The sequence below is a fragment of the Calditerrivibrio sp. genome (assembly GCF_049968475.1).
In the GTDB taxonomy this organism is placed as follows: Bacteria; Chrysiogenota; Deferribacteres; order Deferribacterales; family Calditerrivibrionaceae; genus Calditerrivibrio; species Calditerrivibrio nitroreducens_A.
The window spans coordinates 97858-119034 of the sequence record NZ_JBMFQS010000007.1; the positions used below are offsets into that span (position 1 = coordinate 97858).

Below are 21177 nucleotides of genomic sequence, written 5' to 3' on the forward strand. Positions count from 1 at the left end.
TATATTTTTTTAAAAAAACTCTTTTATCATACTTTTCATTTTTTCCATAATTTTGTTTAGCTTCGTTTCATCTGTACCTTTAGACATAATTACTTTTGGGTGTCCTTTTTTTGCTGCAATAAGGGCAAGCCCCACAGAGGTGGAATACATAGGGTCATTTATCGTATCCACCAGACCTCTTGTTATCTTGTCAGGTTTTGCTATCCTTACAGGTAAGTTAAATATAGAATAGGCAAGCTCTTCCAACCCTTTTATATTTGACATACCCCCAGTAAAAACTATCCCTGCACCAATCATATCGTAGAATTTCTTTTTATACAGCTCCCCCAAAAACATCTGTAAAATCTCCTCACATCTTGCATGCAATATCTGTGTCAACACAGTTCGGGAAATCTTTCTCGGTGGTCTACCACCCACCGATGGGACATCGATTGTTTCATCATCAGAAACATACGGCATCCATACACAGCCATAACTCTTTTTAATCTTTTCAGCCTCTACCTCAGGGGCATTTATCCCTATGGCAAGATCGGATGTACAGCTTTGTCCACCTAGCTGTAATACTGCAGTATGGTATACGGTGCCTTTTTTCAAGATTATCATATCTGTGGTTCCCCCACCACCATCAATGAGACAAACACCCAGTTCCTTTTCATCTTCACTTAAGACTGCTTCGGCTGAAGCCAGCTGTTCCAAAACTATATCATCCACTAAAAGCCCTGCCCTTTCGCAACTTTTTATAATATTCTGGGCACTTGAAACCGCACCAGTTATAATATGTACATCCACTTCCAGCCTTACACCACTCATACCCCTCGGATTTCTAATATCACTCTGGCCGTCTAAAGTGTACTGCTGAGGTATTACATGGAGTACTTCACTTCCTATTGGAATATCTACGGCAGAGGCTGATTCAATAACCCTTTCTATATCTTTATCCGTCACTTCACGATTCTTTACAGCAATTATACCTTTGGAATTGAAGCTTTTAATGTGTCCACCAGCGATTCCAACGGTAACATTGTGTATCGACACACCAGCCATCCTTTCAGCATTCGCAATAGCCTCTTTAATGGAATTTACTGTAGCCTCAATATTGATAACCACACCCTTTCGAATCCCAGTGCTGGGGGCTAAGCCAACACCGATAAGCTCCAATTCTTCGTTTTCATTTTTTCTAACAACAGTTGCACAGGTTTTTGTTGTACCAATATCAAGCCCAACGAAAATATTGTCATGCTTCATTTTTAACTCCGTTTATAAATATTTTTCCTGGCACTCTCAAATCTATATAATTTATTTTTTTATATAATGTTGCCAACCCCTCGGCATATCTTAAACTTTTTTTAAACTCATCCATATCGTATGAAACAAGAATCTGATGATCATCTCTATTTATAACAAAATGAGAATTATTGATAACTATACTTGTAAACCTATAATTGAGATATTTTACAATCTCCGCCACAACAAAAAGCTTATCATTATTAAGATTTGTATTATCATATACTTTTACATTCCCACAATCAGTTCCAATAAGATCACCTTCTATAGAATAAAAGTAGCAATTGTTTTTCGATTTAATTTTCATTACAGTTTTTCTCTCATATATATCAATCTCTAATTTATCTGGATATATCTTCTTAATACTTGCTTTTTTTATCCATGGGTCATCCAGTACCCCTTCCAGACCACTGTCTATTTGAAATATATGCTTACCTTTAAAATCCTTCGTCTGGGGCATTATTTTTTTTATGTTTGCATTCACAACACCATTTATCTGCACAGTATTAACTGTAAAAAATTTCGATTCTTTAAACAGTTTAATACTATAACAAACTCCAAATATAAATGATAATACAGACAACACAACCATCATCCTCAAAAATATTTTTAATACTTCACTCATATCTATTTTTACCCTTAAGATAGAGCATTTCCACCAGCTCATCATAAGCTATCCCATATTTAGCAGCAGCATTTGGCAGCAGGCTCGTTTCTGTCATTCCTGGTAATGTATTGATCTCCAATACATTTGGAATTTCACCGTCATAAATTATATCAACCCTTGAAGCCCCTTCACAACCAACAACGTCATAAGCATCTTTTGCTACTTTTTTCACCATCTCTTCTTCTTTTGGAGTAAGCCCCGTTTCAAAAAAATATTCTGTCATCCCCTTGGTATATTTCGATGTATAGTCGTAAAATCCTTTTTTAGGTCTTATCCATATAATCGGTAATACTAAGTCATCTATGATTGAGATGGTGAGCTCTTTCCCTTTTACAAATCTTTCTACTATTATTTTGTTGTCGTACTTTTTTGCATCATCTATAGCCTGCAAAAACTCTTTATCTTCATACACTATCGTTACCCCTATGGTGGAGCCTTCTCTGGCAGGTTTGACCACACAGGGATAAAAAGGTGAAGACTGTTCATTTTTATATACAAAATAATCAGCCGTTGGTATGTTTGCCGATTTAAGTATCTTTTTGGTAATTACTTTATCAAAAGATATGGCACTTGCAGTTACTCCAGGACCATTATAGGGGATTCTCATATATTCAAGTAAACCCTGAACTGTTCCATCTTCTCCATATCGACCATGTAGGGCTATATAGCAAAAATCTGGCTTATGCTTGATCAATTTTTCAGGTAATGACCAATCGGCATCAAGCAAAAAGCTATTCTTAAACCCTTTCCTTAACAGGGCATTATATATCCCATTACCTGTTTTTATGGATACATCCCTTTCACTTGACAATCCGCCGTAGAGAACAGCTATTTTATCACTAAGCATATTTTTTCTCCAGATAATCTGCTATCTCTCTGGAAAGATTTGTAATATTTCCAGCCCCAAGCGTCAGAAAAATCGTTTTTCTTTCAAGTTTGTCATCCACAAAACTTAAAAAATCATCCGGTTTATTTATATGATATGCGCTTTTAAATCCTCTTTTTCTAATTTCCCCCACCAAAGCATCCGACGTTACTCCGTCTATTGGTTTCTCACTCGCCGCATAGATATCTGTGATAAAAAGCTCATCCGCATCAAAAAATGCTTTTGAAAATTCATTCATCAAAAGCTTTGTTCTGCTGTAGCGATGGGGCTGAAAAATCACTATTAACTTATGATCGTCGTATGCATCCCTTATTGCTTTTAATGTGGCAATAATCTCAGTTGGATGGTGACCATAATCGTCTATCACCTTTATCTCATCTTTATCATACCTGACGGTGAGTCTCCTCTGGACACCACTAAAATCCTCTAATCCTTTTTTGATATCTTCGTAAGGGATGTCAAATTCAAGACCAGCTCCTATAGCCCCAAGCGCATTTAGCACATTATGCTCCCCTGGTACCGAAAGTTTTATCCTACCCCAGGGCTTACCATGAACAGAAACATTGAAACTACTTCCAAACCCTTCCATTTTAACATCCGTTCCCCTTATATCAGCCCTTGCACTAAACCCATAAGTAACAAATTTTTTCTTTAAAAGGGGAATTATATCTGCAACGTTTGGATCATCCAGACAGATAATATTTGCACCATAAAAAGGTACCTTATTCGCAAATTCCGCAAATGATTGCTTCACATCGTCAAAATCTTTATAACTTTCCATATGTTCAAAATCGATATTTGTGATAACACTAACAGTAGGATAGAGCATCAGAAAAGATCTATCGCTCTCGTCAGCTTCCGCCACCATAATATCACTTTTTCCAACAATCGCATTATTTTCATTCCTATTTAACCTACCGCCGATAACCACCGTTGGATTGAGTCCACCAGCGTTAAAAATCTCAGCTATCATTGAAGATGTAGTAGTTTTGCCATGGCTTCCGGCAACAACCACAGAATATTTCATCCTCATTAGCTCCGCCAGCATCTCACCTCTCTGTATAACAGGGATGTAATTCTCTAAGGCATACTTCAATTCTGGATTGTCCTGTTTTACCGCTGAGGAGTAAACCACAAGATCCACATCTTTTACATTCTCTTCGGAATGTCCTAAAAATATCTTTATACCAAGGGATTTAAGACGCTGAACATTTGCATTCTCAGATATATCCGAACCAGTTATTTTATATTCGAGATTATGCAATATCTCCGCTATACCGCTCATACCGATACCACCAATCCCTACGAAGTGAATCTTTTTAAATTTTCTAAACATATTCCATCTCCATTTCTCTTAAAATTAACTCAGCACTGTCAACATATGTAATCTTCTCTATATTTTCTCTATATTTCTCAAAATTTTCATAGTAGTCATTTACAGCCTTAATAAAAACCTCTTTTTTTGCATCCTTTTCCTCTATAACCACCCCAACCCCCTTTGCTTCGGCAAAAAGTGCGTTGTAGTACTGATGGTTATCGGTGGCATCCGGAAAGGGCACAAAAATTCCAAAACGCCTGGAATAGATTATCTCAAAAACAGAGCCAGAACCAGCCCTTGACAGCACCAAATCCGCCCAATTATAAGCAGATGCTATATCATCTATATATCTCACAATATTCAATCTGTTTGTATCTATACCACTATTTCTATAAGCTTCAATTACTTCATCATATAATCTTTCCCCCGTTTGATGCATAATATCAAATCCATTTGATATAAGCTCCTCTGCAGCGGATATGATAAGATTATTCAAAAATCTACTCCCCTGACTACCCCCCACAACCAGGATATTCTTTTCAGGTGATATTTTAGATTTCGATAAAGCAAAAACAGATCTAACCGGATTACCCACCACAATGCTATTTTCAGGTGCCCTGAGAGTCTTTTCAAAGCTAGTAAAAACCTTTTTTGCTCTCTTAGCAAAAAAACGATTGCTCAAACCCATTACCGAATTTTGTTCGTGAATATATATCTCCGCCGATTTCATCATACCTGCCATTCCAGCGCTGAAAGAGGCAAAACCTCCCAACAGCAGAACCTTATCACTTTTATCAACGTTATTCATAGCAATCTTTATATTTTCAATTATCTTTCCTACACTTTTAATCCTTCTACCAAAAGATACCCCCTTTAAAGGTGTCTCTTCCTGCTCTATAAATTTATAACCCAATGGAGTAAGTATCCTTTTTTCTATCCCTCTGTTTGAAACCATAAATAGCAGTTCTATCCCCTTATCTTTTAATTTCTCCGCAATTGCTATTCCGGGATAAAGGTGTCCACCTGTTCCACCACCAGCTATAACTATCTTCATTTCGTCTCCTCAGCACTTCTCATCAGAATCCCCACAATGAACATCTGAGCTATCAATGCACTTCCACCATAGCTAACAAAAGGTAATGTTATCCCTTTGGTGGGGAGAATCCCAACGGTAACACCAATATGTATAAAAGATTGTATCAATATCATAAATCCAAAACCCAGTGTTAAAAATCTTTTATATTTATCGTAATGTCTCATAGCAATTCTATATATAAGTATAAATAGATATAAAATAAGAATTATAAAAAATAACGATCCAATAAACCCTAGCTCTTCACTTATAATGGCAAAAACGAAATCTGTGTGGGCTTCAGGTAAAAAGAACAGTTTCTGTGAACTATTACCAAGTCCTTTGCCAGTCACTCCACCACTTCCTATCGCCACAAGGGACTGAATAAGCTGATATCCAAATGTGTTTTTATACTCCCATGGATTCAGGAAACTCACCAGTCTTGCTTTTCTGTATCCTGCCATAAGAATAAACGTTAATGCCACAGGTATCACTATCAAAACACCCACAATTATATATTTCTTATCCATGCCACCTATGAATAGAAGTATGAAGCTAACCGTAATAATCAAAATAGTTGTTCCAAAATCAGGCTCTAATAGTATTAATGAAATCATTACTCCAAGCATCACTGAGGCAGGAAATATGCCTTTACTGAATAGTTGAATTTTGTCCTCTTTTTTATCAAGATAATGGGCAAAATATATTACCATAACAATTTTAGCCAGTTCAGATGGTTGAAAACTGAATATTGGGAAAGGGATCCACCTATTTGCCCCATTTACCGGCTTAAAGAAAAATACTAAAACAAGTAATATCAATGTAAGTAAATATAAAAATGGAATCCAGCTTCTATACCTATCAAGTGGTATTCTATAACCTATATACATAATAAAGATACCTACCATAGCAGATGTTAACTGTTTGAAAAGAAAGAAATACTCCATTTTGCCTATACGGTTCGCCTGGAGTGCACCTATAGAATAGATATAAACAAAACCTAAAACTATAAGTGCAAATGACACAAAAATAATTTGAATCCTTTCATCCCGAAAAGTCAACATCCATTCACCTTTAGATTGTTAACATAATTTTTAAAAAATCTCCCTCTTTCTTCAAAGTTGTTAAATTCATCGAAACTTGCACAGGCAGGAGAAAATAGTACCGTTCCCTCTTTTGTTTCTCTGTAAGCGAGGGATATTGCATCTTTAAGCAGGTCAACCCTGACAATTTCCACCTTTATAATATCTTTGAGAGCATTATAGATTTTCTCTCCGGCGGCACCACAACAGATAACCAGTTTGGCTTTTCTGTTTATTTCATCAGCAAGAGCTGTAAAATCACCATCTTTGTCTTTTCCCCCAAGGATAAGGGTGGTGGGGTAAGATGAGCTTTTTAGTGCAGTCAAAGTGGAATCCACGTTTGTCCCCTTTGAATCATTTATATACCTTACACCATTTATCTCTGTCACAAATTCACATCTATGCTCAAGCGGAGTAAGATTCTCCACAAGTTTTGTCACATCTCCTTTTAGTCTAAATATCTGATCTGTAAGTAAAAGTGCAAAACTCAGATTTACGATATTATGAAATCCAAATAACTTATATCTATCTATATCAACATGAAAATCTTCAAATTTAAGTAGATTCCCATTGAGTAAAGGATAGTTTTTTAGCTTGCCATCAACATATTTGACACTCTCATATTTCATAAAAATTCCATTCCAGTCCCCTTTCTCAAGAAAACTTACCCCTTCTGTAAACTCCACAATTCTGCTTTTGGACAAAATGTATCTATCCATAGATTTGTATCTATCAAGATGATCAGGAGTAATATTGGTAATTGCAGATGTATCAAATCTAAATTTTTTAAGTAAATCCAGTTGAAATGAGCTTACCTCCACAACGTAAACATCTGGATTTTTTGAAAGGTAGGTATCCCCCACCGTAACGCCTATATTCCCACAAAACTCTGCATTTACACCGATATTTTTCAATATCTGTGAGGTTAAAAATGTTACAGTGGATTTACCATTAGTCCCTGTAATACCTATTATTTTTCTATCCTTTATAAATTCAAAAGCAATCTCAAGTTCACTCGTTATCCTCTCTATAGGTATCTCCAGATTTGTCAAATCTATCCCCGGACTTACCACTACGGTATCGAATTCTGCATAATTAAAATCTTTTATCCCTTCAAAGCCATCCATCTTATCATCAAATATTTCTATTGCTTGTACGCCCTTAATTTCCAACAATCTTTTGGCGGTTTGTCCGCTTTTTCCATATCCTAATATTGCTACTTTCATTTTTACCTCAGCTTCAATGTACTCAGCGCTAAAAGTGCCAGAATAAATGAGATAATCCAGAATCTTACTATAATCTTTGGCTCACTCCAGCCTTTCAACTCAAAATGGTGGTGTATCGGTGCCATCCTGAAAAGCCTCTTCCCTTTTGTCACTTTGAAAAAACCCACCTGAAGTATTACAGAGATTGTTTCGAGTACAAATACCCCCCCCACAATCGCTAAAACGATCTCCTGTTTAACGATTACAGCCACTGTTCCCAACGTTGCCCCCAGAGGGAGACTGCCCACATCCCCCATAAAAAGTGATGCGGGATATGCATTAAACCACAAAAATCCAAGACCTGATCCAACCATCGCACCGCAGAATACAGAGATTTCACCTGCCCCCTTCACATTTAAAATCTGCAAATAGTTTGCAATTTTTGCATGTCCGGATACATAGGCAAATATGATAAATGTCCCAAACGCTATCACAGTTGGCATAATGGCAAGTCCATCCAGACCATCCGTCAAATTTACCGCATTGGATGTCCCCACAATTATAAATACCCCAAGGATTATGTAAAAATACCCTAAATCGACCACAAGATTTTTGAAAAATGGCAGTGCTAATTTGCTTGATACATTTGAGCTATCAACATAATTTATCAATAATACTGTTATCGTCCCCACAACTAATTGTCCATAAAACTTTGCCTTAGGATGCAATCCTTCTGGGTTCTTTTTGATCGTCTTTATATAGTCGTCCATGAAACCCAAAATACCGGTACCAACCATTACAAATATTATTATCCATATATAGCTATTTGTAATATCCGCCCACAACAGCGTTGATATAAGAGCGCTCATAAGTATCCCCAGCCCCCCCATTGTTGGTGTCCCCTCTTTTTCTTTGTGTCTTTCTGGCTCATACCCTTTTGTCTTCTGGGAAAGCTGAAGCTGTTTGAGTAATTTTATTAAAAGAGGTGTGATAAAAAGACTTATTATAAGAGCGGTAATTATAGCATAGGCAGTACGAAAAGTGATATATTTGAAAACATTGAATAAGCTAAAATACTTACTCAGAGGGTACAATAAATTATATAGCATTGTCTTCTCCTTTTTTCAGATACTCCACCAGTTCCTCGAATCTTTTACTACGGGAAGCTTTGACTAAATAGACCCCATCACCTTTTAAGATACCAGCATTGATAAGATCCGACTTATCCTTAAAGTAAGACACATTTTCAAGCGAATTAAAATCTTCAAAACTTTCCCCCACAAGGTAGAAATGAATATCCTTTCTTTTTTCCACTTCTTTTTTCAATCTGGGATATAGTTTCTCCTCAAATCCATCAATCTCAGCCATCTCCCCTAAAATTGCGATTTTTTTAGTTGCATCAATTCTACTTAGATTCTCCACCGCACTTAAAACCGCCTCGAAACCAGCATTATAAGTGTCATTTATGATAATTTTATTATTAGTCCTTATGATCTCCCCTCTACCTTCCACAGGAACAAACTTATCCAATCCTCTGTATATCTCTTCGTAGTGGAATTGGTTTTCAAAGGCTATGGCTATTGCGGGTAATGCGTTTATTGCAAAATGTGAAAATGGATGATTTATCTTAAAACAATATTTAAAATTGTTAAAATTGACGATAAAATTCAGGTCTTTTTCCACATTCAACTCTTCGATGTATATATCGGAATCTTTTGAAAATCCAAATTTCTTTATGACAATCCCTTCAGGAAACTTATAATCTGAAGTATCCACCCCATCATTTATCCACAATACACCACCTTTTTTAACCCCTTCAGAGATCGAAAGCTTCTCTTTTGTTATCTCTTTAATACTTCCAAACCTTCCTATGTGGGAATGCCCCACACCGGTAACTATCCCCACATCGGGCTTTAGAAATTCTGCTAAACTCTTAATCTCACCAGGGTTATTTGTACCTATTTCGAAAATTGCATATTGAGCATCCAGATCCATATTGGAAGTAACTATGGATACGCCCAATTCGTTATTGAAATTTTTAAAAGCTTCATAAATCTTTAATTTTTGGGATAAAACAAGAGACAAAATAGCCTTGGTGGAGGTTTTCCCCACGCTACCTGTAATTACGATCTTTTTACCTTTATATTGATTGAGATTCCATCGTCCCAATTCTTTCATGGCGGATAAAGTATCTTTCACAAGCACTATAGGTTTGTTTATATCATAATAGTTTCCATCGGTAATCACACAGCAAACAGCACCTTTTGAAAGAGCCTGATCGATGTATAAATGTCCATCCGTCTTTGCACCTTTGAAAGCAAAAAATATACTACCTTCTTTCACATCTCTACTATCTATAGTAATACTGTTGTAGTCTATGTATTCAACATTGGATTTTACTACATCTTTAAAAAGCTCTATAATACTAAATCTTTTCAAAGGTAACCCCCAGATTTTTTGCAACCTCTTCCCTGTCGTCAAAATGATATTTAGTTTTACCAATTATCTGGTAGTCCTCATGCCCTTTGCCAGCTATCAAAACAATATCCCCGGCTTTTGCTTCATCACAGGCTTTTTTGATGGCTATTCTCCTGTCTGGCTCCACTAACACTTTACTCCTGTCTTCAAAACCTGTTAATATCTCATCTATAATGGCATTTGGGTCTTCAGTTCTGGGGTTATCACTTGTCACAATCACAATATCTGAATAAACTTCCGCAACCTTCGCCATCCTTGGTCTTTTGGTGCGATCTCTATCTCCACCACAACCAAAAACTGTAATAAGTCTCCCCTTTTTGAACCCCTTTAAAGCTTCCAAAACATTTTTTAAGGCGTCATCAGTATGGGCATAGTCCACAAAAAAATAGGCACCATTCTTCTCAAATTTTTCAAGCCTTCCCGGAACATTTTTAAACTGTTCCACCCCTCTTATTATCTCCTCTTTACTGATACCCAAAATATGACAAGCTGTTATAGCACCAAGTATGTTTTCTAGATTATGTCTCCCCACAAGGTGAGAATTTAACGAAATAATTTCATCACCAATATTTACCTTAAAGTTAATACCATCGAGGGAATACAAAACGTCTATTACACCAACGTCCCCTTTCCCTTTCGAAAAAGAATATTTAGCTATTTCCACCTCATTATAAAGTCTCTTGCCATAATCGTAATCGATATTGATTGCAGCATTCTTAGAGTACTCTTTTGTAAACAACTTTTTCTTTGACTGATAATAATGTTCCATGGTTTTGTGGTAATCCAGATGATCTCCGGTGAGGTTTGTGAAGATTGCCACATCGAAGTTCAGCCCATAAACCCTATCCTGATCAAGGGCATGTGAGGAAACCTCCATACATACAGCAGTAGCTCCTTTTTTTACACCTTTTGCAATCATTTCAAAAATATCGTAAATCCCTGGTGTAGTATTGTTTGCCTCAATCTTTTCATCCACGATCATATACTCTGTAGTACCGATTCTTATGGTCTTATGTCCGCTAACCTTCAATATGCTGTCGATTAGATAGTTTGTGGTGGTCTTGCCATTTGTACCTGTGATACCAATAAATTTCATTTTAATAAAATCGATATTGAAAAAATTCCTGCATATAATACCAAATGTTTTTCTCGTATTTTCCACTAATACATATGGTTTTTCAGGTAATGGTTTTTCCGTAATGAATAATCTAACATTTTTCGAATTAAAAATCTCATCTACCTTTTCATATGGATCAAAGTTGATCCCTTTTACAAGGACAAAAGCAGAATTCGGTTTGATATCCTTTGTATTGAAAGATATATTTTCAACGTTGATATCGTATAAATTATCATCAGATATCCTTTTAACTGATATCCCTTTAAGAAGTTCCCTAACCAACATTCTTTATCCTCAAATGTTTTATTTTATATCCCAACAATACGGCAACCTGCTCGGCAATTTTTTTAAAAGTAACTGCCGCAGTAGTACCACCATAGATAGACTTTTTAGGATTTTCGTAAATTACCACCATAGACACCTTTGGGTCGTCATAAGGGAAGTATCCTGCAAAACTTGCCGTATATTCAGTATTGGAATACCTCCCCAAACGCTTGTCAAACTTCTGCGCAGTTCCAGTCTTCCCGGCAATCGGGACATATTCACTCTTTGCAGTCGTGGCGGTACCTCTTTCCACTACTTCCCTCAGTAGCGGTCTCACTACTGAAAGACTTTTTTCACCAAACACCTTTGTGGCAAGAGGTTTTTCATTACTCTTGACAAATTTAGGGACAAAAAGATACCCACCATTGGCAATTGCAGCATACAATCTTACAATCTGAATAGGTGTAACAAGGATCTCCTGTCCAATCGATATCGACGGTTGTGAAAGACCAGACCATTTTTTATAAATCCTCAATAGTCCACTCTCCTCACCACTTCCCAAAACTTGTGTGGCACTACCAAAGCCTAAGCTTTTTAAATATTCATAAAAATCTTTTGCCTGTATTCTAGAATTAAGCTTAATAGTACCAATATTGCTTGACTTTACTAAAACATCTGCCGCAGTAAGTGTTCCGTAAGGATGAACATCTTTTATGGTATGATTGTATATATCATATTTTCCATTTTCACAGAATATTTTTTCATCTAAATTTATCATGTCATGTTCTAACAGATAAATAAACGTAAAAGGCTTCATGATGGAACCAGGCTCAAAAAGGTAAAAGGTTGAGTAATTCTTCCATAAATCCTGGGAGTAATTGCTGAATCTGTTTGCATCAAAACCCGGATATGTCACGGCAAAAAGAATATCGCCATTTTTCACATCCATACCAATAGCTATCCCCTTGTCTGCACCAAATTCCTGAACACCTTCCATAAGACTTAGCTCTGCTATCATCTGCATATTCTTATCTATCGTAATAGAAAAGCTCCGTTCCTTTGCAATAATCTCTTCTTTATCATGAAAAAGAATATACTTCCCTGTGCTATCCTTTAAAGCTATAATTGAAATCTCTTCCCCTTTTAGATCTTCATCGTACAATTTTTCCACACCATACAACCCCTGATTATCCACCCCTACAAAACCAACAATCTGGGAAAAAAGGTTATTATAAGGATAGTACCTTCCTTCATCAACGATATACCCGACAGATTTGTACTTCTTGGAAAAATACTCCGCCGTATCGATATCAACGCCCCGTTTAATCCACACAAACCCTTCTTGATTCAATATCTTCTGGGTAGTTTTTTTACTTAACAATATCCCTTTACTTCTCATTTCTGCTATAAGACTTTTTGGGTCATCAATCTGCTTTGAAAATGTATAAAGGGATGCAACCTTTTTATTTTTGGCAATCACCACACCGTTTCTATCGGTAACTACAGCCCTGTTTTGGACAATTGTAAACTCTTTTGATGATTGATTTAAAGAAATATTATAATAAAAATCATATTTTACAATTTGCAGATAAACAAGACGAGCAATTATACCTAGAACAAACAAAAAAATGACAAGAAGTGTTAATCTTAATCTATTTTTCTCACTCCACATAAAATACCCTATCAGGCTTTGGTGGATAAAGCTCCAAACTATTTGAATATTGAGACAACTTCTCCGGCTGCATCATAGAGTCTCTCAGCTCCACAAGCTCCTGCATTTTGAGTTTTTTCACCTCTATATCCTGCGAAAGGTTGTATATTTCATAACCTATTTTCACACATTCCATTTTTATCGTAACAATCAAAAATACCACTATCAATGCAACTAACAGTTCAAGGATAAAAAAAACATCTATTGCGAAATTAAGTGGCTTGATCCTTTGTATAGATATGTTTATCATATCCTTTCCCCTGCCCTCAGTTTTGCACTTCTGCTATATGGGTTTTTTATAACCTCATCCTTTGAAGGTAAGACAGGTTTTTTGGTCAATACCTTAAATGTCTGCTTTTTACCACATGAACAGATGGGCTGCCCCGGTGGACATACGCACTGCTTTGCGTAGTAATTTAGAAAATCTTTTACCATCCTATCTTCAAGGGAATGAAAAGATATAAATACACCCCTCCCTTTAGAAACTAAAATATTTTCAAGTGATTTCAGAAGGGATTCAATGGCTTCAAGCTCTTTATTCACAAAAATTCTTATCGACTGAAACGTTCTGGTGGCTGGATGAATACCCTTTTTATGGAATTTAGCCGGAACAGCATTGGCAATTATCTCAGCCAACTCTTTAGTGTTGGTAATCTTTTTCAAATTTCTATATTTGACGATACTATAAGCAATCCTCTTAGCAAAAGGATCCTCTCCATATTTTTTGATTATATTTTCAAGTGTTTCCTGAGAAAGGTTGTTTACCACATCGTATGCTGATAGATCTGTTTTTTTATCCATCCTCATATCAAGAGGTTCTTCATATCTAAAGGAGAAGCCCCTGCCGGTATTGGATATCTGAAATGTAGATATCCCAAAATCCGCAATTATACCGTTTGCTTTAAGCCCAATGCTGTTTAAAATCTTTTCTATATTTGAAAAATTTTCATTTATAATATCAACATTTGGTACACCTTTAAATCTATCAAAAAGTCTTTCGCATGCATCCGGATCTCTATCCAATATGATCAATCTACCACCATTAAGCCTTTCAAGTATGGCAGCTGAATGTCCACCACCTCCACCGGTGCAATCGACGTACACACCACCACTAACGACATTAAGATAATGTAGAGCTTCTTCCAATAAAACAGGGATGTGTGCCATCTCCACCTTGTGTGCCATAATTGCCCCTATTATAAATTAATTTCAGGAAACTTAGAACTCAGCTCTGAAAAAAGCTCTTCTACCGCTATCTTTTCGTACTTTTCCTCCCATTTTTCTTTAGGCCATATCTCTATCTTGTTTCTAAGTCCGATAATTACACATTCGTTTTTAAGATGGATGCTTTCCCTCAGATGAGGTGGTATAAGGATCCTACCCTGTTTATCTATAACACAATCCTCTGCTGTGGAATATAAATACCTGAGAAAATCATTCACTTTGGGATCGTTTAATCTTTCCCTCTCCCATAATTCCTCAAGCTTACTCCACTCTAAATATGGGTAAGCAACGATATGGCTACCAAGTGTTACAAGGATAAGAGACTCATCATTGTACTTACTCTTTAATACATCTCTAAATTTCGCAGGGATACTGACACGACCGGCATCGTTAATTGTGTGATAACTCTTACCTTTGAAACTCAAAAATTGGCTACCCATATTTTTATACCATTTTATACCATTTCATAGCAAATTATACACAACTTTTCCATAAAATGTCAATAAAAATTATTCTTTTCTAAAAAAGAAAATAATCTTGAAAATCAGACAGTTGCAAAAATATTTACATTTGCAAATTTTATTTTTTTTCTCTATAATTAATCATGAGGAAAAAAGTAGTTTTATACATTCTCTTCTTTTTGATCTTTAATTTTTCGTTTTATTTGGTAATACTCCACACCTCCGAAAAAGAGCTGAACTATCACAACGATGATCTGTCAGGTAAATTTCTACTGGAATTTAATACGATCGTTAAAGATTTCTACAATCTATCAGATTTCATAGTGGATGCATATCTATACAATAAACCCGAAATATTAGACAAACTATATGAAGCTGTAGTAGAAAATAAAAAAACTGATGAAAACAGAAACGAAATATATTCAAAGCTTTTACCAATATTTCAAAAAACCATACTAAAAGGTTACAGCCAGATACATATAATTGACCATAGGGGATTTAGTTTCCTGAGACTTCATCTGCCCGATATTCATAGCGATGATATTAAACCTTTTAGAAGTCTAATCGTAAAAGCACTAAATGAAAAAAGAAAAATAATCGGTTTGGAAGTGGGAAGACATGAGATAGCCTACAGAGCAATCTACCCGATATTTCATAAAGGTGTTTTTTTAGGTCTATTAGATTTGGCATTAAATTATGACTTTATTTTAGATTACATGAATAAAGAGCTCAATAGTGAATATTATTACATAATACAAAGTAGCTCAGTAAAGAGTATGAAAGATGAGTATCTAAAAAGGAAATATAAAAAATTGTTGCCAAATGGTAATTTTTATATAAGCACAGAATCTCCAAAATTTAATCATAATGTTATTAAGATATTAAATAACATTGTTCTACTACCTCCCCAAAACAAGGTTTACAATTTACCAAACAATCTATCAATGATACTACTGCCGATATACACTTTTGATAATAATTTTTTAGGGTATGCAATTAAGGTTGAAAAAGATACTTTTTTATCAACCAATAAAAGATTTAGAATTATCATCACGATCCTTTTTTCTCTTCTAACTCTTACTGTAGTAATATTTTTTATAATAATAGACAGAAAGAATGAGATCTTAAAGAAAGAGTTGATAGAAAATGAACAGAATTCAAAAAAACTATCTGAAATAAATCGACTCTATGATATCATATTGGAAAATAGCAATCAGATAGCATATGATTACAATATGACGACGGGAAAAGTAAAAAGAAGTGGGGCTATTGAAAAGATGCTTGGTATAAGCTCCCAAAGATTCCAGGAAACGGATATCACAGATTTTGTCGCCCGTCTTCATCCGGAAGATACGGCAAAAACCTATTCCATCATTAAATCATATCAGGGAGATAATATCAGATTTGATGTGAAATACAGATTGCGAAAGGATGACGGCACATACCTTTTTATCAGTGACCAGGGGGTATACATCACCATAGATGGAGAAAAACATATCATAGGCACAATGAAGGATATAACACCGATAATCAAATACGAAGAAGCTGTCCAGAATGCCCAGAGAATTGAATCAATAGGTATCCTGGCGGGTGGTATAGCCCACGATTTTAACAATATTTTAGCCGGGATAAAAAACTATATCGAACTTATTAGAATCACAAACGATCCAACCATACTTGATTCCTGTTTGGAAAAAACCTTGAATGCCCTGGATAGAGCAAAAGCACTCGCCAATCAACTTTTGACATTTTCAAAAGGTGGAGATCCTCTAATTAAAGTCGTGGACATCAAAAATATTATTAAAACAGTCGCAAGTTTCTCTTTAACCGGTTCCTCTGTGAAGCTAAATTTAGATATCAACGACGATTTGCTAAATTGCTTTGCTGATGAACATCAGATATCTCAGGTAATAGAAAATCTGGTGATAAATGCAAGACAGGCCATGTCCGATAAAGGAGAGCTTTTCATAAAAGCCGAAAACTATAAACATCACAAAGATGCAAATAGCAATTTGTTAATCCCGGAAGGGGATTACATAAAGATATCGATAAAAGATACAGGACACGGTATCCCCAAAGATCATCTGAAGAAGGTCTTTGAGCCATTTTTTACCACAAAAAAGAAGGGGAAAGGCCTTGGACTTGCCATATGTTACAATATTGTAAAAAAGCACAACGGAGATATAGAGATTCTATCAGAATTAAACAAAGGCACTACCGTAATAATCTACCTACCTGCCACCAAAGAAAAGATAGATAAAAGTGTATCAGATATCAAACCAATGAATGCTGATGGGAACCTCAAGATAATTTTGATGGATGATGAGGAACTCATTCTTGATTCCACATCAATTATGCTTGAATCTTTAGGACATACTGTCTATCAATGTAAAAAAGGGGAAGAGGTACTGCAAAAGTATAAGGAATTAAAAAGTAGCGGTATTAATGTAGATATAATTATCTTGGATATAACAATAGTTGGGGGTATGGGAGGACTGGACACAATAAAAGAACTTTTAAAAATCGATAAAAAAATAAAAGCAATTGTTTCTAGTGGCTATTCTGATGCCCCCGTTTTCTCCCAATATATAGATTATGGATTCTGTTCTGCATTAAAAAAGCCTTATGGATTGGATGATCTATCAAGAGCCATAAAGGAATGTTTAAAATAAGATTGGCCTTTTTTAATAATATCTTTTTACTATTAGCTGGTTCCACTTAATAAGCAAGATGTGAACACTTTTTATCTTAGAAGACAATGTGGAAGAGAGGCCTCGCTATTTCCAATATTTTAATCTTAGCCGGTATTGCGGCAATTACCACCCCTTTTATCTTCAGCATAGACTCCACAATTCCTGCGCAATAGCATCCCTCATAATAATAATTATCTAAGAAAAATTACTTATCTATTAAAAAAATAGATTGATGGAATTTATAAACTATCTTGACAATAAACTTTTAGCAGATATATTATCTAACTATATAAATATTCAAATATATGGAGGCAAGCATTATGATAGAAAAGTCACGTTTGAAATTTTTCCCGGTATCCTTTTTTGCCACGGTGATGGGTCTGGCTGGCACTTCTATTGCATTTGAAAGGTTGAGTAAAATTTTTAAGTTTGAAATTCAAAACATCTACATAACTTTGATTATTCTATGTACCATATGGTTTTTATTTCTGACCTTTGTCTATTTAATGAAATTTTTAAAATATCCTGAGGAGGTTAAAAAAGATTTTCTTCATCCTGTTAAGTTAAATTTTATCCCTACCTTTTCTATAAGTCTGATACTTTTTTCAATAGGATATGAAGATTTAAACTATAATTTAGCACTAACTTTTTGGATATTAGGAACTATAATTCATTTCATATTATTCCTTTATATCGTAAATTTCTGGTTTTTCAAAGATATCAAAATTAATACAAAAAATCCTGCATGGTTTATCCCTGCAGTGGGAAATATTCTGATACCTTTTTTTGGTATTAAAGTATCTCCTGAATTATCGTGGTTTTTCTTTAGTGCAGGAATAGTTATGTGGATACCTCTTTTTAGCATATTACTATATAGAATGATGTTTACCGACCCATTACCATTAAAACTTATGCCAACTTTAGTTATATTAGTTGCTCCACCAGCAATAGGATTTATTTCATACATTAAAATAACCAATCAGATTGACAGCTTTGCAAAAGTGTTGTTTTATTTCGGTTTTTTTACTTTCATAATGCTCTTAACATTCTTTAAAAGTCTGGTTAAAATACCTTTTTATCTATCCTGGTGGGCATACACATTCCCATCAGCTGCATTTACGATAAGTGTTGTACTGTACTTTCGCCTGACACAGATAGTATTTTTTAAATATCTATCACTAATTGCATTTTTATTAACAACCGTTCTTGTATTGATAGTATTAATAAAGACGATACAGGCAGCTACAAAAGGAGAAATATGTGTTGAGGACTAAAAAATCTTTAAATTTAATATAACTCATTCGGCGGGGGATAAGCCCCGCCATCATTGTTTAGTTAGTATCTCTACATATTATCAAGTCATCATATTATCTCAATCATATTGGAATAAAAGCTCATTATCATCATATAGTGATACAAAAAATGCAACCCTTATTTCTTGTTTAAACACTATGTTTTTGAATTTGTACGATTGCAACAAATATTACAAAATTCATAAATAGAAAGTTAATATACCTCGAGTGAGAAATTAATCATAAGATTGTACTGCACCCCACTTGTCAAGACATTTTTTATGCCCTAAAGTTGTAGAGGTCATGCTGCCTCCAGAAAATATTCTCTCTTATACTCAGCCTCAAATTCTTCTGGACTTATATAGCCCAGCTCACTGTGCACATATAGTTTGTTATAATCAACTATAATGATACAAGAAATTAAAACAGACAAAACGGCCAAAATAAGTTAGAATGGAACTATAGGGAAGAGAAGAAATTTTACACCGGAAGGAAAAGCAAAAATAGTAATTAAGGTCTTAAGGGAAGAAAGAACGCTGAATGAGATTGCTGCCGAATATGAAATACATCCGAACTAGCTAAGCCGATGGAAGGCAGAACTCATAAGCAATGCAGGCAGAGTTTTCAGAAAGAAAACTGACGAAGTAGAGAAGATTAAACAGTCATATGAAATGGAGAAGGACGAACTGCTTAAGCAAATTGGACAACTTTCATATGAGGTTGCCTTGCTTAAAAAAAATCTGGCCGACTCTAAGTCCATTGAAGACCGCATGAAGATGATTGACAGAGAAGAAAAGAAAATGTGCATAACAAAGCAAGCCGAACCGTTGGGAATTAACCGTACAAGCCTTTACTACAAATCAGTTCCAGTAAATGATGAGGAATACCTGATTAAGCATGTTATTGATGAGATTTACATGGCTCATCCGGAGTATGGCTACCGCAGGATGACAAATATCCTGAGTCGGGATTATCACATTCGCATCAATCACAAGCGAACCCGGCGTTACATGCGGGAAATGTGTATTCACGTCTTTTGTGCGGGGCTAACCTTAGTAAACATCTGCATGGCAAGTACTTGTATCCGTACCTGCTTAGGGACTTGAATATTGATCATCCAAAACAGGTATGGTCTATAGACATAACATACTGCCGGATGAAACGTGGTTTTATGTACATGGTAGTCATTATAGGCTGGTATTCCCGGTATATTGTTGGATTTGAGTTATCAAATACTTTGGAAAGGACATTTGTATTAGAGGCAATAAAAAAGGCGATCAAACGATACGGGAAACCTGAAATTATGAACGGTGACCAAGGTTCACAGTTTACCATTGATGATTACATAAACTTACTAAAAAGTAACAATATAATAATTTCAATGGATGGGAAAGGAGAACACTGGATAACCAAAAGATAGAGCGCTTCTTTCGATCTTACAAGTGGTAAAAGCTTTATCTTGAGGATTGCGAAACAGGGCACCAACTCCGGCAGATTACAAAGGAATATGTGGGGTATTATAACAACCGGAGGCCTCATAAGTCGTTAGACTACAAAACGCCGGCAGAGTATTATTTCGGGCTTTATAAACAGCTTCAGGCAGTCGTATAAAACCTTGGGCTCTGCCCCAAACCCCATCCTCGCCGGAAGGCAGCCGGTCTGTCATGACAGACCGGGAAGAAAAATGATTTATGTGTATTGGATGTCAAGGGTCAAGATGAACTCGCTTACGTTCGCCCTTGACATTCTCAGACATAGTAAATCAATGTAAAATATTAAAATTTGAAGAAAGGAGAATCTAACTTAGAAAAGCTGAAAAATTGTCTTGACAATGGGGGAACATTATATAAAAAATACCAGGGTGTTGACAAAATAATCTAGTCAGCACCCATGCTTTTAAAAATGTAAATCATCTTCTTCTGTTGCTGTTATCTCAGATACGGCATACTGATAGGAACTGTCATTTCGGATTTTTTGCGGTTTTGGGTCGAAATTGGGCTTTTGCCCCGAACTTCTACTGTTTTCTAACCCCGAACAACAGAACCAACCAGAATATTTCGGCAACGCCGACAAGCGGAAGTATAATTCCAGTCTATTTCTGCCGTCAAGCTTAGATTGGGCAAATTTCCCCATGCCCTAAGGCAATAGCGCTCCCTCGGAGAAGAGCCGTATAATCGCCGATTTCGAGGTGGTATCCTGTTCTGCATAAAAAGCCTTTTTAGGGATTATACCAATGACAGTGCCAGCACAGGAGGTGAACGGGCACAAACAGATAGCAGGGGCTCCTGCTCCTGTTTCTTCACCCACTCGATAATCTTGCAAGCTCCTTGGGATTCTCAATAATCGCCACAACCGACAATGCCCCCTGGCACTTCGCACCGATGAGAGGATCGACTTCATAGACCTTTTGCAACAACCGTGCC

16 protein-coding genes and 1 pseudogene are annotated in these 21177 nt (G+C 35.8%); 3 read left to right on the top strand and 14 right to left on the bottom strand.

Translation table 11 applies throughout. The features are described from left to right. Positions 1–9: 9 nt before the first annotated feature. From ftsA to ACP5Q2_RS07535, 14 genes are read right to left on the bottom strand one after another with little or no spacing between them, the layout of a single operon-like run. Complete coding sequence (ftsA, locus tag ACP5Q2_RS07470) at positions 10–1245, bottom strand: cell division protein FtsA (protein WP_428098787.1); 1236 nt, start codon at positions 1243–1245, stop codon at positions 10–12. Next, on the bottom strand, positions 1235–1909 hold the full coding sequence (locus ACP5Q2_RS07475; RefSeq protein WP_428098790.1) for a cell division protein FtsQ/DivIB: 675 nt from the start codon (positions 1907–1909) through the stop codon (positions 1235–1237). The genes ftsA and ACP5Q2_RS07475 overlap by 11 nt, the downstream gene beginning before the upstream one ends. Further along, positions 1902–2798 (bottom strand): D-alanine--D-alanine ligase, encoded by an 897-nt coding sequence (locus tag ACP5Q2_RS07480; protein WP_424606089.1) that lies wholly within the window; start codon positions 2796–2798, stop codon positions 1902–1904. The genes ACP5Q2_RS07475 and ACP5Q2_RS07480 overlap by 8 nt, the downstream gene beginning before the upstream one ends. After that, complete coding sequence (gene murC, locus ACP5Q2_RS07485; RefSeq protein ID WP_428098792.1) at positions 2791–4173, bottom strand: UDP-N-acetylmuramate--L-alanine ligase; 1383 nt, start codon at positions 4171–4173, stop codon at positions 2791–2793. Before murC ends, ACP5Q2_RS07480 begins: the two co-directional genes overlap by 8 nt. Then, a complete protein-coding gene (locus tag ACP5Q2_RS07490) occupies positions 4166–5209 on the bottom strand; it encodes a UDP-N-acetylglucosamine--N-acetylmuramyl-(pentapeptide) pyrophosphoryl-undecaprenol N-acetylglucosamine transferase (RefSeq protein WP_428098795.1) in 1044 nt (347 codons plus the stop codon). The genes murC and ACP5Q2_RS07490 overlap by 8 nt, the downstream gene beginning before the upstream one ends. Further along, the gene (ftsW, locus tag ACP5Q2_RS07495) at positions 5206–6291 is read right to left on the bottom strand and encodes a putative lipid II flippase FtsW (protein ID WP_428098798.1); all 1086 of its coding nucleotides are present in this window, start codon (positions 6289–6291) and stop codon (positions 5206–5208) included. Before ftsW ends, ACP5Q2_RS07490 begins: the two co-directional genes overlap by 4 nt. Then, the gene (gene murD / locus ACP5Q2_RS07500) at positions 6285–7535 is read right to left on the bottom strand and encodes a Mur ligase family protein (RefSeq protein WP_428098801.1); all 1251 of its coding nucleotides are present in this window, start codon (positions 7533–7535) and stop codon (positions 6285–6287) included. Before murD ends, ftsW begins: the two co-directional genes overlap by 7 nt. 2 nt (positions 7536–7537) lie before the next feature. Beyond that, a complete protein-coding gene (mraY, locus tag ACP5Q2_RS07505; RefSeq protein ID WP_424606084.1) occupies positions 7538–8623 on the bottom strand; it encodes a phospho-N-acetylmuramoyl-pentapeptide-transferase in 1086 nt (361 codons plus the stop codon). Then, on the bottom strand, positions 8613–9953 hold the full coding sequence (locus ACP5Q2_RS07510; protein WP_428098804.1) for a UDP-N-acetylmuramoyl-tripeptide--D-alanyl-D-alanine ligase: 1341 nt from the start codon (positions 9951–9953) through the stop codon (positions 8613–8615). Before ACP5Q2_RS07510 ends, mraY begins: the two co-directional genes overlap by 11 nt. Beyond that, positions 9940–11394 carry a UDP-N-acetylmuramoyl-L-alanyl-D-glutamate--2,6-diaminopimelate ligase gene (locus ACP5Q2_RS07515; RefSeq protein ID WP_428098806.1) on the bottom strand — a complete coding sequence of 485 codons (1455 nt, stop codon included), beginning with the start codon at positions 11392–11394 and terminating at the stop codon, positions 9940–9942. The genes ACP5Q2_RS07510 and ACP5Q2_RS07515 overlap by 14 nt, the downstream gene beginning before the upstream one ends. Beyond that, a complete protein-coding gene (locus ACP5Q2_RS07520) occupies positions 11384–12997 on the bottom strand; it encodes a peptidoglycan D,D-transpeptidase FtsI family protein (protein WP_428098809.1) in 1614 nt (537 codons plus the stop codon). The genes ACP5Q2_RS07515 and ACP5Q2_RS07520 overlap by 11 nt, the downstream gene beginning before the upstream one ends. A gap of 37 nt (positions 12998–13034) precedes the next feature. Continuing rightward, positions 13035–13334 (bottom strand): hypothetical protein, encoded by a 300-nt coding sequence (locus tag ACP5Q2_RS07525; protein WP_424606080.1) that lies wholly within the window; start codon positions 13332–13334, stop codon positions 13035–13037. Continuing rightward, entirely contained in the window at positions 13331–14257 is a 927-nt protein-coding gene (gene rsmH, locus ACP5Q2_RS07530; protein ID WP_428098817.1) for a 16S rRNA (cytosine(1402)-N(4))-methyltransferase RsmH, read from the bottom strand. The genes ACP5Q2_RS07525 and rsmH overlap by 4 nt, the downstream gene beginning before the upstream one ends. Before the next feature lie 23 nt (positions 14258–14280). Further along, complete coding sequence (locus ACP5Q2_RS07535; protein WP_424606079.1) at positions 14281–14748, bottom strand: division/cell wall cluster transcriptional repressor MraZ; 468 nt, start codon at positions 14746–14748, stop codon at positions 14281–14283. Between the two features lie 164 nt (positions 14749–14912). Between ACP5Q2_RS07535 and ACP5Q2_RS07540 the strand changes: the two genes are divergently transcribed. From ACP5Q2_RS07540 to ACP5Q2_RS07550, 3 genes and pseudogenes are all read left to right on the top strand, one after another. Next, positions 14913–17441, top strand: a complete 2529-nt coding sequence (locus tag ACP5Q2_RS07540) for an ATP-binding protein (RefSeq protein WP_428098812.1) — start codon at positions 14913–14915, stop codon at positions 17439–17441. A 341-nt stretch (positions 17442–17782) separates the two neighbouring features. Further along, positions 17783–18736: an SLAC1 anion channel family protein gene (locus ACP5Q2_RS07545; RefSeq protein WP_428098815.1), complete on the top strand. Its 954-nt coding sequence runs from the start codon at positions 17783–17785 to the stop codon at positions 18734–18736. Between the two features lie 479 nt (positions 18737–19215). Then, a pseudogene (locus ACP5Q2_RS07550) lies at positions 19216–20365 on the top strand (IS3 family transposase). Positions 20366–21177 lie beyond the last annotated feature (812 nt).